At 70.9% G+C, this 12,961-nt stretch carries 16 protein-coding genes and 1 pseudogene; 6 read left to right on the top strand and 11 right to left on the bottom strand.

Translation table 11 applies throughout. From position 1 onward, the window contains the following. The 3 genes from Q2K19_RS01655 to Q2K19_RS01645 form a co-directional block, all read right to left on the bottom strand. Positions 1 to 348 carry an ArsR/SmtB family transcription factor gene (locus tag Q2K19_RS01655; protein ID WP_302766996.1) on the bottom strand — a complete coding sequence of 116 codons (348 nt, stop codon included), beginning with the start codon at positions 346 to 348 and terminating at the stop codon, positions 1 to 3. Positions 349 to 360: 12 nt separating this feature from the next. After that, entirely contained in the window at positions 361 to 822 is a 462-nt protein-coding gene (locus Q2K19_RS01650; RefSeq protein WP_302766995.1) for an SRPBCC family protein, read from the bottom strand. A 173-nt stretch (positions 823 to 995) separates the two neighbouring features. After that, on the bottom strand, positions 996 to 1,427 hold the full coding sequence (locus tag Q2K19_RS01645) for a hypothetical protein (RefSeq protein WP_302766994.1): 432 nt from the start codon (positions 1,425 to 1,427) through the stop codon (positions 996 to 998). Positions 1,428 to 1,500: 73 nt separating this feature from the next. Between Q2K19_RS01645 and Q2K19_RS01640 the strand changes: the two genes are divergently transcribed. Continuing rightward, the gene (locus Q2K19_RS01640) at positions 1,501 to 2,040 is read left to right on the top strand and encodes a TetR/AcrR family transcriptional regulator (protein ID WP_302766993.1); all 540 of its coding nucleotides are present in this window, start codon (positions 1,501 to 1,503) and stop codon (positions 2,038 to 2,040) included. A 280-nt stretch (positions 2,041 to 2,320) separates the two neighbouring features. Here Q2K19_RS01640 and Q2K19_RS01635 read toward each other — a convergent pair whose 3' ends face one another. Next, on the bottom strand, positions 2,321 to 2,908 hold the full coding sequence (locus tag Q2K19_RS01635) for an MFS transporter (protein WP_302772195.1): 588 nt from the start codon (positions 2,906 to 2,908) through the stop codon (positions 2,321 to 2,323). Then, positions 2,898 to 3,776 (bottom strand): annotated as a pseudogene (locus tag Q2K19_RS01630) (MFS transporter); the annotation flags it as partial. The pseudogene Q2K19_RS01630 and the gene Q2K19_RS01635, both read right to left, overlap by 11 nt. Between Q2K19_RS01630 and Q2K19_RS01625 the strand changes: the two are divergent. Together Q2K19_RS01625 and Q2K19_RS01620 are read left to right on the top strand one after the other, a co-directional pair. Next, on the top strand, positions 3,709 to 4,017 hold the full coding sequence (locus tag Q2K19_RS01625) for a hypothetical protein (protein ID WP_302772923.1): 309 nt from the start codon (positions 3,709 to 3,711) through the stop codon (positions 4,015 to 4,017). The pseudogene Q2K19_RS01630 and the gene Q2K19_RS01625 sit on opposite strands and share 68 nt — an antisense overlap. 189 nt (positions 4,018 to 4,206) lie before the next feature. Continuing rightward, positions 4,207 to 5,073, top strand: coding sequence for a DUF4352 domain-containing protein (locus tag Q2K19_RS01620; RefSeq protein ID WP_302766991.1), 867 nt, complete (start codon positions 4,207 to 4,209; stop codon positions 5,071 to 5,073). Positions 5,074 to 5,316: 243 nt separating this feature from the next. Here Q2K19_RS01620 and Q2K19_RS01615 read toward each other — a convergent pair whose 3' ends face one another. The 5 genes from Q2K19_RS01615 to Q2K19_RS01595 all read right to left on the bottom strand — a co-directional run bounded on the left by Q2K19_RS01615 (position 5,317) and on the right by Q2K19_RS01595 (position 9,670). Further along, positions 5,317 to 5,961 (bottom strand): TOPRIM nucleotidyl transferase/hydrolase domain-containing protein, encoded by a 645-nt coding sequence (locus Q2K19_RS01615; RefSeq protein ID WP_302766989.1) that lies wholly within the window; start codon positions 5,959 to 5,961, stop codon positions 5,317 to 5,319. A gap of 163 nt (positions 5,962 to 6,124) precedes the next feature. Then, positions 6,125 to 7,309 carry an ABC transporter permease gene (locus tag Q2K19_RS01610; protein ID WP_302766987.1) on the bottom strand — a complete coding sequence of 395 codons (1,185 nt, stop codon included), beginning with the start codon at positions 7,307 to 7,309 and terminating at the stop codon, positions 6,125 to 6,127. Next, on the bottom strand, positions 7,306 to 7,992 hold the full coding sequence (locus Q2K19_RS01605) for an ABC transporter ATP-binding protein (protein ID WP_302766985.1): 687 nt from the start codon (positions 7,990 to 7,992) through the stop codon (positions 7,306 to 7,308). Before Q2K19_RS01605 ends, Q2K19_RS01610 begins: the two co-directional genes overlap by 4 nt. Further along, positions 7,989 to 9,092, bottom strand: a complete 1,104-nt coding sequence (locus tag Q2K19_RS01600; protein ID WP_302766984.1) for a peptidoglycan-binding protein — start codon at positions 9,090 to 9,092, stop codon at positions 7,989 to 7,991. The genes Q2K19_RS01605 and Q2K19_RS01600 overlap by 4 nt, the downstream gene beginning before the upstream one ends. Continuing rightward, positions 9,089 to 9,670 (bottom strand): hypothetical protein, encoded by a 582-nt coding sequence (locus tag Q2K19_RS01595; protein ID WP_302766983.1) that lies wholly within the window; start codon positions 9,668 to 9,670, stop codon positions 9,089 to 9,091. Before Q2K19_RS01595 ends, Q2K19_RS01600 begins: the two co-directional genes overlap by 4 nt. A gap of 128 nt (positions 9,671 to 9,798) precedes the next feature. Between Q2K19_RS01595 and Q2K19_RS01590 the strand changes: the two genes are divergently transcribed. The 3 genes from Q2K19_RS01590 to Q2K19_RS01580 are packed head-to-tail and all read left to right on the top strand — an operon-like array spanning position 9,799 to position 12,302. Continuing rightward, positions 9,799 to 11,139: a sensor histidine kinase gene (locus Q2K19_RS01590; protein ID WP_302766982.1), complete on the top strand. Its 1,341-nt coding sequence runs from the start codon at positions 9,799 to 9,801 to the stop codon at positions 11,137 to 11,139. Continuing rightward, the gene (locus Q2K19_RS01585; protein ID WP_302766981.1) at positions 11,136 to 11,801 is read left to right on the top strand and encodes a response regulator; all 666 of its coding nucleotides are present in this window, start codon (positions 11,136 to 11,138) and stop codon (positions 11,799 to 11,801) included. Before Q2K19_RS01590 ends, Q2K19_RS01585 begins: the two co-directional genes overlap by 4 nt. Positions 11,802 to 11,858: 57 nt before the next feature. Beyond that, on the top strand, positions 11,859 to 12,302 hold the full coding sequence (locus Q2K19_RS01580) for an OsmC family protein (protein WP_302766980.1): 444 nt from the start codon (positions 11,859 to 11,861) through the stop codon (positions 12,300 to 12,302). An 86-nt stretch (positions 12,303 to 12,388) separates the two neighbouring features. Here the strand turns inward: Q2K19_RS01580 and Q2K19_RS01575 are convergent, their stop codons facing one another. After that, on the bottom strand, positions 12,389 to 12,946 hold the full coding sequence (locus Q2K19_RS01575) for a dihydrofolate reductase family protein (RefSeq protein ID WP_302766978.1): 558 nt from the start codon (positions 12,944 to 12,946) through the stop codon (positions 12,389 to 12,391). Positions 12,947 to 12,961: the final 15 nt, after the last annotated feature.

The raw sequence follows: 12,961 nt of genomic DNA, 5'->3' as shown, positions 1-12,961 counted from the left end.
CTACCTCTTCGGTGGGCGGGGATGGTCCGTCTCGACGGCCTTCTTCAGGCGGCTGAGGGCGTCAGGCCAGAACTCGGAGAGCAGCTCGCGCACCGGCTCAAGCGATTCGTGGCGCAGCGCGTAGAGGCGGCGGGTTCCCTCGCGGCGCTCGGTGAGGAGGCCAGCCTGCTTGAGCACGCCGATGTGCTGGCTGACCGCCTGCTGGGTGAGAGTGAAGCTCGCCGCGATCTGGCCCGCAGGCAGCTCGGTGTGCTGGACGAGGCGCAGGATCTGTCGCCGGTGCGGGTCGGCGAGCGCCCGCAGCACCGCATCGGGTGCCGCGGGCGACGGCTGCTTCCGTTCGGCCATCGGACTAGGGTCTCAGGCCCCGAACGGGGTGCCGGTGCCGGTCTTGGCGAAGGTCTCGATGCTCGCCATGAAGTACGTCCAGGCGGCGACGCAGGCGTCCCAGCACTCGAGCTGCGGCGTCAGGCCGGCGTGCCGGAAGCGGAGCTCAGTGCCGGTGTCGGCAGCGACGATGTCGAACTCCATCGCCGTGCCGAGCCACTCCTGCGTGTGTCCGGTCGGTGTGGTCCCGTTGGGCGCGATGGACTCCCAGACCACTCGCGTGGGTGCAGCTGCAAGTACGCGCACTGCGTTGGCGCCGTGATCGCCGAAGCTGGTGACGAGCGTGCCGCCGACTGCTCCATCGCCCTCGGTCGGGCCCCACCACCGGCTGACGCCAGCAGCGGACGTGAAGAGCGCGGACACGCTCTCGGGGCTGGCGGGGAGGTTCAGGACCGCGGTGAAGTCCTCGGTTCGCGTGCTGGTGGCGCCGGTCATCCCGGTCTCCTCTCAGATCTACAAGCTATGCCTTGTAAAAGGCCACGCTTGTAAAGCTAGGTAGAGCTCTGTCGCGTGTCAAGAGGTCGTCACCCGGCAGAGTGGCGCGAGCGGGGCCTGGTGCGGACGCGGTCAGCGTGTCCGGGGCGGCGTTCGGTCGTGGACGCTTGGCCTCACGCTGCGGCCCTTGCGGTCGACCAGGCAGTCCAGCCCCGGCTGAGCAGATACGCGGCCACCAGGATGAGGGTGATCGCTCCGTCGGCGACAAGTGCGGCGTCGGCGCCGTCGGTCCCGCTGCCGAGAGACAGGGCAGCCAGGGTCAGGCCGAGCTTGTTGAGGATGGCGAGCTCCCAGATCCCGGCGTAGAGCCGGGGGCGGTAGGCCAGCAGCAGGAACACGCCCGCGAAGACACCGAAGCCGAGCATGCGCCAGGTCTCGACCATCTGTGTGGCTGGTCCGGCGTCTGCGACGGCACCCACTGCGCTGGCTACCGCGGCGACGGCGCCGGCTGCGGCGAGGACGAGGAGGGCACGGGCGAGGCGGTCACGGATCCGCCCGGAGCCGGTGGCGGTCTCGACGGGGAGGGGCAGGGCACGAGCGGGCATTGACGCCACCTTCTTCCTAACGGTGTTAGGGTTGTAACCTAACACCGTTAGGGAATTCTGGGAAGGTGGACGGATGGCTTCCAACGCGCTGAGCCGGCTCACTCCACGAGCCCGGGAGATCGTGCAGACGGCGCGCCGGCTCCTTGAGCTGGAGGGCCCCGATGCGCTGTCGATGCGTCGCCTCGCTGCGCAACTCGGGATCCGCGCCTCCTCGATCTACGAGCACCTCCGCGACAAGCAGGCGCTGGAGGCGGCACTGATCTCGGTCGGCTTCGAGGAGCAGGCTGAGCTGTTCGCGAAGGCCGTCCATCGATCCGATGACCCGATCGCGGCCCTCACCGCCGCGTACCGTGACTTCGCGCATCGCCAGCCGAACCTCTATCGGCTGATGACGGAGCGGCCCCTGCGCCGCGACCTGCTCACCCCCGGCGTCGAGGAGGCGGCCGCAGTGCCGCTCCTCGACGCCACCGGCGGTGACCGCGAACGCGCACGGGCCATCTGGGCCTTCGCGCACGGCATGGTCATCCTCGAGCTGAACCAACGCTTCCCACCCGGCGCCGATCTCGACGCCGCCTGGCGCAAGGGCATCGACGCGTTCCACGACACGCGGTGAGCACCGCCTACGCGGTGGGCATCGCGGGCGACGCTCGTCCGAGACGCCCAGCCGGTTGGCCGCAGCCCACCGGCCAGCGCCATCAGCAGGCCCGCCGAAGGCGCGGGCCACGCCTCGATCCTCGACCCGCTGCTGGGTGGGGCTGTTCTCGCTGGCCACGCCGACCTGCTCCGGCAGGCCATCCGGTGGCTGCCCGGGGGCCAAGGGTCACGATCGGGTGGTGGACCGCACCGCACGACCACGCCACGCAGCTCAACGCCCATGATGCGATTCCCTCGCATCAGATGCGAGCGGTGGCCTCCTCCGTTGGTTGGAGACCGGCTGTTTCCGGCTCAAGGTCGGGTGCAAGCGCAGGACGGTGGCGGCGGGGTAGCAGCAGCGGGCTGACGAGGATGAGTAGTCCGGCGACCGCGATGGCCGCGCGGGGGTTGGTGGCGTCGGCGAGCAGTCCGCCGAGCGCGCTGAGGATGGCGATGGAGGCACTGCTGCTGATCGACCAGGCCGACAGGGTGCGGGCGATGCGGTCTTTAGGTGTGTGTTCGAGCCGGTAGGTGGCGAGTACCGGGTTGTACAGGCTCATGCTGATGATGATCGCGAGCTCGACGGCGATCACCGTCGTAAGGCCGGCGACTCCGGGCTGGACGAAGGCGAGGCCGATCAGCCAGACCGCGCGCAGCGTTCCGACTGTACGAAGGATCCGGTGCTGGCCGTACCGTGCCACGACATGGCGGGCGAGGCGGGAGCCGATGAGTCCGCCGACGCAGGGGGCGGCGAAGGCGAGGCCGTACTGCCAGGGTGGGAATCCCGAGCTGGCGGAGCAGGAGCACGGCCAGCAGCGGTTCGGTGGCCATGATGAGCCCGCCGACAAGCAGGTGGTTGAGGTAGAGCGCCCGCAGGCCGGGATGGGTCAGGAGGTGCCGCCAGCCGTCGAGCAACTCGCGGGGCCGGGCCCGGCGCTTGTCGGTTCGCTGCGGGTGTTCTTCTCGGCCGCGAATTGCCGTGATGCCCAGCGCGGAGAACAGGTAGCTGAGCGCGTCGGCCACCACGGTGGTCACCGGCCCGAACAAGCCGATCGCCGCTCCGCCCAGCGGCGGCCCGACGGCGATCGAACTCCATGTCGTCGACTCGAACCGCGCGTTGGCCACGAGCAGGTCGTCCGGCGGGACGAGGGCCTTGAGGTGGGCGCCGCTGGCAGCATTGAAGGCGATCCTGGCTGCGGCGACCACGGCCGAGACGACCAGCAGCTGCACGAAACTGAGCCAGCCGATGGCGTAGGCGATCGGGATCGTCATCATGACCCCGAACCGGGCCAGGTCCATCGCGATCATCACCGGCCGCTTGCGGCGAAACTCCACCCACGGCCCGAACGGCAAGGCGATCAACGCGCCCACTGCCGGTCCCACCGCTGACAGCGCGGACACCTGAGTGGGGCTGGCCTGCAACACCAGCACGGCGATCAGTGGGAACGCACCGAACCCCAGCCCGGAGCCGTAGGCGCTGACCGCGTAAGCCGCCCACAGCCATCCGAACTGGCGGCCCAGGGACCGTCTGGCCACCAAGCTCCGCACCCCCGCTTCGCACAACCTGCCGTTGGTCGCTGTGATCGAAGCAAGGTAGAGAAGATGGATCAAACAACTGAGCTGGCGGCGAGCCACAACCCCCGGTTGTGTGAGCACCGTTTCGCTGTCGACCGTCCAGCAGGCCGTCTCGAGAGCATGGCTGCGCTGGAGAGGCATCGTCGCGCACCCGTGGCCGCAGCCGCTACCGGCAAGCTGGACAGGGCAACTGGACCAGGCTGAGCCGCTGCCCTACGTGCGGGTGGAGCCAAGCGTCGTGGTCGAGGTCGACGTGGACATCGCCTTCGAGCATTGGCGGCGGCGCCGCGTGCGGTACCGCCGGCCGCGGCTGGACCTGTCGGTGTACGACGTGCCGCTGCTCGGCGAGGACGCCGATCCGTTCTTGGCCGCCGCCGTCTGAGCATAAACAGTCAGTGGCGGGTGGCTCAACGTCCGATGGATGATCATGCGACCGAGCCTTTGCCCAGCTAACCGGTCGTGCGGGTTGGGCCAGCCGGAGGACTGTTGCCCTGGGCAAACTATGGCAGCGTGGAAAGTATTGCGCTCACTACGGGGCAGCGCGAATCAAGACTCGGGAGACCACCACTCAATGACCACCCCCTACGACCCTGCCCACAACCAAGCGCCGGCGGGCCAACAGCCGATGCCGCCCACTGCTCAGTTTCCGCAGGTGCCTTCCAGTCAGTTCCCGCCGCCTGCGCCTGGCCAGTTCCCGCCGCCTGCGCCTGGCCAGTTCCCGCCGCCTGCGCCTGGCCAGTTCCCGCCGCCTGCGCCTGGCCAGTTCGCGCCGCCGCCCGCTGCCAAGAAGCGCCCCTCTTGGCTGCTTCCGACCCTTATCGGTGTCGGCGTGTTCGTGGTGCTGTGCTGCGGCGGCTCGATGGTGATCGGCCTGGCCAGCGACGACAAGAAGGCCGAGGGCGTCTCCGCCAGCAGCGACATTCCTGCTGCCAAGGCCAGCACCTCCGCCCCGAGCTTGGCGGCGCCGGCGACAAGCTCGGCGGCGCCCGCGCCGGCGAAGACGACTGCGGCTCCGGCGCCGGCCAAGCCGAAGACCTTTGGCATCGGCGACAAGGTGCGCGGCGGTGACTTTGAGTTCACCGTCAACAGCGTGAAGTGCGGGATCTCCCAGGTCGGCAGTAGCTACTTCAACCACAAGGCGCAGGGCACCTTCTGCCGGGTCAGCGTGACCGCCAAGAACGTCACCAAGAGCGCGCACCTGTTCCACGCCGACGGCACCATCACCGCTCAGGATGCCTCCGGCCGGGAGTACGAGGTCGACGGAGAGGCTGCCATCTACGGCAACGAGGACGCCAAGGGCTTCCTCGACGAGATCAACCCGGGCAACGCCGTGAAGGCGAACGTCTACTTCGACGTGCCGAAGGGCACCAAGCTGAAGACGATCACCTTCGACGCCGGCCTGTTCACCCTCGCCGAGGACGCCGTCGTCACCCTGTGACTGGCCTAGCGAAGAACGACAGCCCCCGGAGAACCTCCGGGGGCTGTCGCCGATATCTGGCGTACTACCTTCAGGCCTTCGAGCCACCGTTCGCGCGGGCGAGGAAGTTGCCGTGTCAACCCGGGGGCTTCCGGCGGGAACTACGGCGCGTCATCATGACGGCGATCGACCGATCGGGCGGCGATGGCGGTGCCGGTACCGGCACATTTCGGACCGGCGGCCGAGGGCTTGACCTTGGGTGCCTCAAACGGCGGTGAGCAGTGCGTCGAGCGGCCGCGGCAAGGTGTCCCGGCCAACCGCCGCCTCGACGAGCAGGCGTGCGTAGCGCAGGTTACGGCGCGAGCTGCTGCGCAGGAACCGCCACATCTGCGCTTCGGGCTCCCGGCCGCGCCAGGCGGGCTGGCTCTGGAACGAGCGGAACGACCGGAGGTCGCCCTGCGCGTCGAAGAGTGCTTCGACCTGTGCGCTGCCCAGGGCGCGGATCAGCTCCTCCTCCAGATCGTTGACGCAGACGTAGAACCCGAGGTGCTCCATGTCGGTGCGCGTGCGGGGCGAGCCGACATGGGTCACGTCCAGTCCGCGCCGGAATACCTCCTCCTCACGCAGGTCGCACAGACCGCCAAGTCGCAGCCGGGTGCCCAGGGGGGCCAACCTCGTCAGGAAGCGGCCGATCGCGTGCGCCCCGCCGATCGGCACAATCACGACCCGCTCCGCATCGAGATCCCGGCCGCGGCCCACTGCGGCCGTGCCCAGTGCAATCTGGTCGCTGATGCCCTCGACGAGCAGCACGGCCTCGGCGGATTCGACCTTCGCCAGGGCGCGGTCGGTCGCCTGGATCGAGGCGGCATTGCCACCCAAGCGGCTATCGAGCGCCCCGGCGGTGAACATGTCAGCTCGTAGGGTCGTGGCCATGGCCGCAATCATCGGTGATGCGCCGGTCGGCCGACCAGGGATTTAACCGCGGCCCATCGCCGCGGATCCGGGCCGTCGCGCTGCCGGTTGGGCACTGACGGCCCGGATCCGTGTTGCCCATCCGGCGAGGGCGCCGCACTCAGGCCGTTCGCAGCGCCGTGGCCGGGGAGAGACGGGCGGCCCGTAGGGCCGGGTAGACGCCGGCCAGCCCGCCGATGAGGATGGCAGCGGCCAGCCCCGCGCCGATCGCGGCAGCCGGCACGAGCGTCTGCCAGCCGTGGACGGTGGCCATCGCGTACGTGACCGCGGTGCCCAGCAACACCCCCGCCGCGCCGCCACCCGCGCCGAGCAGCAACGACTCGACCAGGAACTGGGCCGCGACGTGCCGCCGGGTGGCGCCCAGCGCCCGACGCAGCCCGATCTCGCCGCGTCGCTCGAGCACCGAGATCACCAGCACGTTGGCGATGCCGATGCCGCCCACCAGCAACGCCACCGCGCCGAGACCCAGCAGCAGCACGGTGGCTCCGCCGGTGACCGCGAGCCGGGCGGTGAGCGCTTCCGAGGGCCGGCTCACGGCGACCTCCTCCGGGTGGGCCGGGTTGGCCGCCCGCCCCAGCAGGCCGGCCACCTCGTCGGTGCGCTCGGTCTGCGCCCGCACGAAGATCCGGGTCGGGCTGCCGTCGTACCCGAATTGGGCGGCCGCCACCGGCGCGCCGATCAGCGCCGACGCGTCCAGCTCGGGCGCCAGCTCGACCGGCGCCAGGACGCCCACCACGGTGTACCAGCGGTGGCCGAGGTAGACCTGCGGGTGGCCGGTGACGTCGCGGATGCCCAGCGACGTGGCGGCGTAGTGGCCGAGCACCACCGCCGGATAGCGGGCCAGCGCCGCGTCCAGGAAGCGGCCGTTCACCAGGGTGCCGTCCAGCGTGGCGAGCAGCGCCGGGTCGGTGGCCCGCACGGAGAGCCCGCCGGTGCGGCCGGGCGGTATCCGGTCGTTGCGGTAGATGCGCACGTCGAGGGTTGCGGTGGCCGCCGAGGTGAGCACCCCATCGGTACGCGCCACCGCCGTGCCCGCGGTCACCGGCAACTCGGCCTCGTCCCCGCGAATGGTCTTGCCGTTGGCCACGGTGAGCAGGTTGGTGCCGACCCGGTCGATGCGGGCGAGCACGTCGGCCTGGCTGGACCGGGTGACGCCGAGCACGGCCACCATGGCCGCGATCCCGATCGCCACCCCGAGGATGGACAGCGCCGCCCGGCCGGGCCGCGACCGCAGGCCCACGGTGCTCACCGGCAGCAGGTCGGCGACGCGCAGCCGGGACCTCACGACGCACCCCCGCTGTCTTCGACCACCAGGCCGTCCCGCAACTGGATGCGGCGCCGCATCGCCGCGGCGACCCGTTCGTCGTGCGTGATCACCACGATGGTGACCCCGTCGTCGTTGAGCTCGCGCAGCAGTTCGACGATCTCGGCGCCGGTGACCGAGTCGAGGTTGCCGGTGGGCTCGTCGGCGAGCACCACGGCGGGGCGGCCGACCAGCGCGCGGGCGATCGCCACCCGCTGCCGCTCGCCGCCGGACAGATGCGCGGCGGGGAAGTCGGCGCGGTGGGCCAGGCCGACCCGCTCGCATGCGGCGTGGGCGGCCCGCCGGCGTTCGGCGGCCGGCACCCCGCGGTAGAGCAGGCCGGTCGCCACGTTCTCCGCCGCGGTCAGCCGCTCCAGCAGGAAGAACTGCTGGAAGACGACCCCGAGGAGGTGCGCACGCACGCCGGAGAGCTGCCCGTCGCGCAGCTTCTCGACCGGGTGGCCGGCGATACGTACCGAGCCGCTGGACGGGCGATCCAGGCCGGCGGCGAGGTTGAGCAGCGTGGTCTTGCCGGAGCCGGACGGGCCGGCGACGGCGACCAGCTCGCCGCTGTGCACAGTGAGGGTGACGCCGCGCAGCGATTCGACGGGCGGCGTGCCCGGGTAGACCTTGCGCGTGTCGATCAGCTCCAGGACGGCGCTCATGACGCAGGCACCTCCACGGTCTGGCCGGCGGTGAGGCCGCGGACGATCTCCACCTGGCCGGTGCTCTCGTCGAAGTTGCCCGGCTCCACCTGAACCGCGACCCCGCCGGCCAGACGCACCTGGTAGCCGCCGCCCGGCCGCGCGAGCAGCGCGGCGATGGGGACCAGCAGGACATTGCGGCGGGTGCCGGTGACGATGTCGACGGTCACCGGTGCCTGGTCCAGGCCGGAGCCGCGGGGCAGGCGGACCGCGATGGTGAGCGGGACCGTCGCCGTGTCCGGGTTCGCCGGCTGCTGCGGGCCGTTGCCCCCGTCAGCGGAGGGCGCCGTCGCGACCTCCCCGACGGCGGTGACCCGACCGGGGATCGGGTCGGCGTCCGGCAGGCCGACCTCGACCTGGTCGCCGGTGTGTACGCTGCTGCGCTGCGCGGTGTCCAATTGTGCGGTCACCGCCCGGTCCGTCGACGTCCCGCTGAGCACCGTCGTCCCGGGCCCGACGGTGCCGCCGACCCGGATCTGCAGCTGGGTGACGCGGAGCGGGGTGGGCAGGAAGAGGACCTGGCCCTGGGTGAGTCGGCCGGTGCGCTGGTACGCCGGCCGACCCCAGGACGCCTCCCAGCGCCGGATCGCCGTGGCGGTGGCGGCGCTGAAGTGCCGGTCCACGGTGATCCGGTGGTACGGGTCGAAGCCCAGGGCGACCAGGTTGCGTTCGAGCTGGCGCACATCGGGGCCGTCGCTCATCCCGTACCGGAAGTCGCGGTAGGCAGGAACGCTGCCCAGCAGGAGGCGGACCGGTGTGTCGGCGACCCGGTAGAGGACGCCGCCGCGGCCGATCGTGTCGCCCGAGTCGGGCCCCGCGGTCAGTATGCCCGGCGCGCCGTGATGGTCGATCGTGTAGGAGCCGGCGTAGCCGAGGACGCCGCCGACCTGGACGCGTTCGCTGAGCGTGCCTTGGGTGACCTTGGCGGTTCCAATGGCCACCGCGGCGGCGGGTGTGTCGGGGGCGTTCGGCCCGGAGTGGGCGGCGTAGGCCACGCCGGCGGCGAGCGGCGCGGCCACCGCGACCGCGACCACGGTGCTCGCCCCGCGCCGGCGGCTCACTTCTTGCCTCCGTTCGCGCCACCGCCGTTGTCCCTGACGCGGATGTCCCCGCTCCAGATCTGCCGGCAGGCCTGCTCCGCGGCGTTCATCTGCTGAGGCGGGAGGCCGTTCGCCAGCGGCGTTCCGGTCAGGTCGAACTCGCCGGCGGCGTTCGGGTCGGGGAACTCGGGGATGCCGTGCTCGCGGATGCACTTGGCGTACTCGCCGAGCTTGCGCAGGTCCTCGGCCGAGACCTGTTGCTTGGGGCGGAATGCCGTCGGGGGATACCGATCCTCGATCGACTTGCACGCCTCGATGACCCCCGGATGGTTCCGCAGGTCCGACTTCCACTCGTACCCGCCCTGAGGTGGGAATTGGAGGAATCCGTCCGAGGTGAGGTCCGCGTCCGGCATCCGCGTCATGCCGTGATCGCGGATGCACTGGACCCACTCCTGGCCGAGGGCGAGGAGCTGCTGCCGGCTGACCGAGGCGGACGCCGACGGGCTCGACCCCCCGGAGAGAGAACCGCCGCGGTCGCATCCGGCGACCCCGACCACGAGCAGTGCGGTGAGGAACACTGTGGACGTTGTTCTGGTCATGGCTTCACGGTGGCCGCCGCAGCGACGGAACTCATCGGACCGGAGTCGGTCCTTCGGCCGCCGCCGGTACCGCGGACGTAGCACCTGAGTCGGACGCTGCCGGGGCCTCCGCTCCCTACCATGGGAACGTGCCCCGGTTCGTGCCGCGCCACTTCCTGACCGACGCCGCCCTGGCGCTGGTGTTGAGCGTGCTGACCGTGGGGCCCGGGCTGGTGATGGGATTCCTGGCCAGGACGAACCCGGATGCCGCGGCGGAGTACATCAAGAAGAACGATCTCCCGGCGGACCAACTGTGGTGGATGTTCGCCGCGCTGATCGTTGTCGGCCTGCTGGTCAGACAACACCATCCGCCGCTGGCCCTGGTTTTCGCCGGGGCCGGGACGTTCGGCCACTTGTTCATCGACGCCAAGTTCCAGCTGCTCGATCTGGCGCTTCCGCTGGTCCTGTACACCGTGGCCGCGATGGCCCGGAACCGGCGGCTCTCGCTCGCCCTGCTGGCGCTCGCCATGCTCCTGACCTACGCGACGACGATGGGCGGCCGGATCTATGCCGAACGGCAGGAGTTCGCCAGCAAGCAGGTTGTGCAGGAGCAGGTCGAGAGGGGCTCGGGAAGCAAGGTGGTCGAGCCGGCGCCGGCTCCGGCTCCGGTGATCTCGGTCGACAGACTGGTCAATGTGGGCCAGGGAGTCATGGAGCTGTGGCTGCTGCTGGTCGCGGCGTTCGCCGTCGGTGACGCGATGCGCAGCCGGCGCGCGCACCTGGCCGCGGTCGAGCAGCGGACCGCCGACCTGGCCCGGGAGGAGCGGCAACGGGCGGCGCTGGCGGTCGCGGCTGAGCGCGCCCGGATCACCCGGGAGCTGCACGACGTGGTGGCGCACGGGATCTCGGTGATGGTGGTGCAGGCGCAGGGCGCGTCCGCCGCGTTGGACCGGCATCCGGACCGCGCCGCCACCGCGCTGCAGCACGTGATCACCACCGGTCGGGCCTCGCTGGCCGAGATGCGCCGGCTGCTCGCCGCCGGGCGCACCGACCCGGCCGAGGACGCGCGGCTCACCCCGCTGCCGGGACTCGGTGCGCTGCCCGCGCTGATCGATCAGCTGCGATCCACCGGAATGCGGATCGAGCTGCACGTCGACGGGGTGCCCGCCGCGGTGCCCGCCGCGGTCGACCTGTCCGCGTACCGGATTGCTCAGGAGGCCCTGACGAACACGCTGAAGCACGCCGGCCCGGGGGCCGGCGCGGTGCTGCGGCTGGCCTTCGAGCCCGGACGGCTCCGGGTGGAGGTGGCCGACGACGGCACGGGTCTGGCGGACGGGACGGACGGACGCGGCAACGGGTTGCGCGGCATCGCCGAGCGCGTCGCCCTGCTGGGGGGCGAACTGGAAACCGGCCGGTCCGACGGCGGCGGGTTCCGGCTGGGTGCGACGCTGCCACTGCAGGCGCGCGAGACCACGCCGGTAGAGCGATGAGCATACGGGTCGTGCTGGTCGACGATCAGACGCTGGTGCGCACCGGGTTCCGGCTGGTGCTGGAGGAGACCGGCGACATCGAGGTGGTCGGGGAGGCCGCCGATGGGTCGCAGGCCTTGGCCGTGGTGGCCCGCAGCCAGCCCGACGTGGTCCTGATGGACGTACGGATGCCGGGCCTGAACGGCATCGAGGCCACCCGTCGCATCCGCCTCGGCCCCCACGCGGCCCGGGTGATCATCCTGACCACCTTCGACCTGGACGAGTACGTGCTGGCCGGGCTTCGCGCCGGAGCCAGTGGCTTCCTGCTCAAGGACGCGCTCGCCGCCGACCTGATCTCCGCCGTACGCGTGGTGGCCGCCGGCGAGGCGGTGGCCGCCCCCAGCGTCACCCGCCGCCTCATCGCCCATTACCTCGGCAGGACGCCGCCCCGGCCGGAGACGAACGCCCGGCTGGCGGCGCTGACCGAACGCGAGCGCGAGGTGCTGACCCTGGTGGCGCAAGGGCTGTCGAACGCGGAGATCGCGGTGGCGCTCTTCGTCTCCGAGAGCACCGTCAAAACTCACCTCGGCCGGATCCTGGCGAAGCTGGAGCTGCGGGACCGGGTGCAGGCGGTCATTCTCGGCTACGAATGTGGCCTGGTAGAAGTCGGCAACGACCGATAGGTAGTGTTCGGCAGGCCGGTGGCTCGGGGACCAGAGGGCCTGGGTAGCTTCCATGTCATGAGTGAGGACACCTTGCGCTCCGTGGAGATCGAGCGCACCAGCCTGGGGCAGTACGTTGTGCGGAACGCCCGCGGCGGATCGATGTCGATGGGCGCGGGCCAGGATGCCAGCTTCACGCCGGTGGAACTGCTGCTGGCTGCCATCGGCGGCTGCACTGCGATAGACGTGGACCACATCACGAGCCGCCGCGCGGAGCCGACTCGGTTCTCCGTCGAAGTCACGGGCGACAAGATCCGGGACGAGGTGGGCGGAAACCGGATGCAGAACCTCACGGTCGAGTTCACCGTGACGTTCCCGGTGGGCGCGGACGGCGACAGGGCGCGCGAGGCGCTGCCCCGGTCGCTGCAGCAGTCGCACGACCGGCTCTGCACCGTCTCCCGTACCGTCGAACGTGGCACTCCCGTCTCGATCGTCGAGGCCGGCGGTTCCACGGGGGACTGAGCTCCCAGGCCACCGTGCGACGGCGGAGAGCACCGACAACCAGTTTCGGGTCGGCCGGCCTCTCGTAGAGAACGTGGAACGAGTCGTCACCGGGCGGCTCTGCCGTATCGCGTAAGGACGGCGGCACCGGCCCGCTCGGCGGACAGGGTTTCCAGGTAGGCGGGCGGACCATCGGCCGGGAAGAGCCGCCGGCCGGTGGCGAGGATGGTGGGGAAGGTCAGCAGCCGGTACTCATCGATCAAGTCTTCGGCCATCAGTGTGTGCACGACGCTGACGCTGCCGGCGATGATGATGTCGCGCCGCTCGTGCTTGACCGCCTCGACCAGGCCGCCGACGATGAGCTGGGAGTTCGCCCACGCAGAGGTGTCGGTCAGCGTGCGTGAGGCGACCAGTTTGGGCACGGCGTTCATGCGCACGGAGAACGGGTCGTCGCGTCCGGGCCAGATCCGGGAGAACAGCTGCCAGGTGGTGCGGCCCAGCAGCATGACGCCGTCGTCGAGCAGGTTCCCGAGGCGGAACTTGTCTCCGGCGACGGTTTCGGGGCCGTGCCGAAAAGCCCAACCGCCCGTCGGGGTGCCTCCGGACCCGTCCGGATCGGACATGATCCCGTCCAGGGTGATGAACTGGATGACGATGACGCTCACGATGGATGTCCCTTC

It is taken from the genome of Micromonospora sp. NBRC 110009, from assembly GCF_030518795.1.
Lineage (GTDB): Bacteria > Actinomycetota > Actinomycetes > Mycobacteriales > Micromonosporaceae > Micromonospora.
This window is presented reverse-complemented; position numbering and strand designations above follow the sequence as displayed.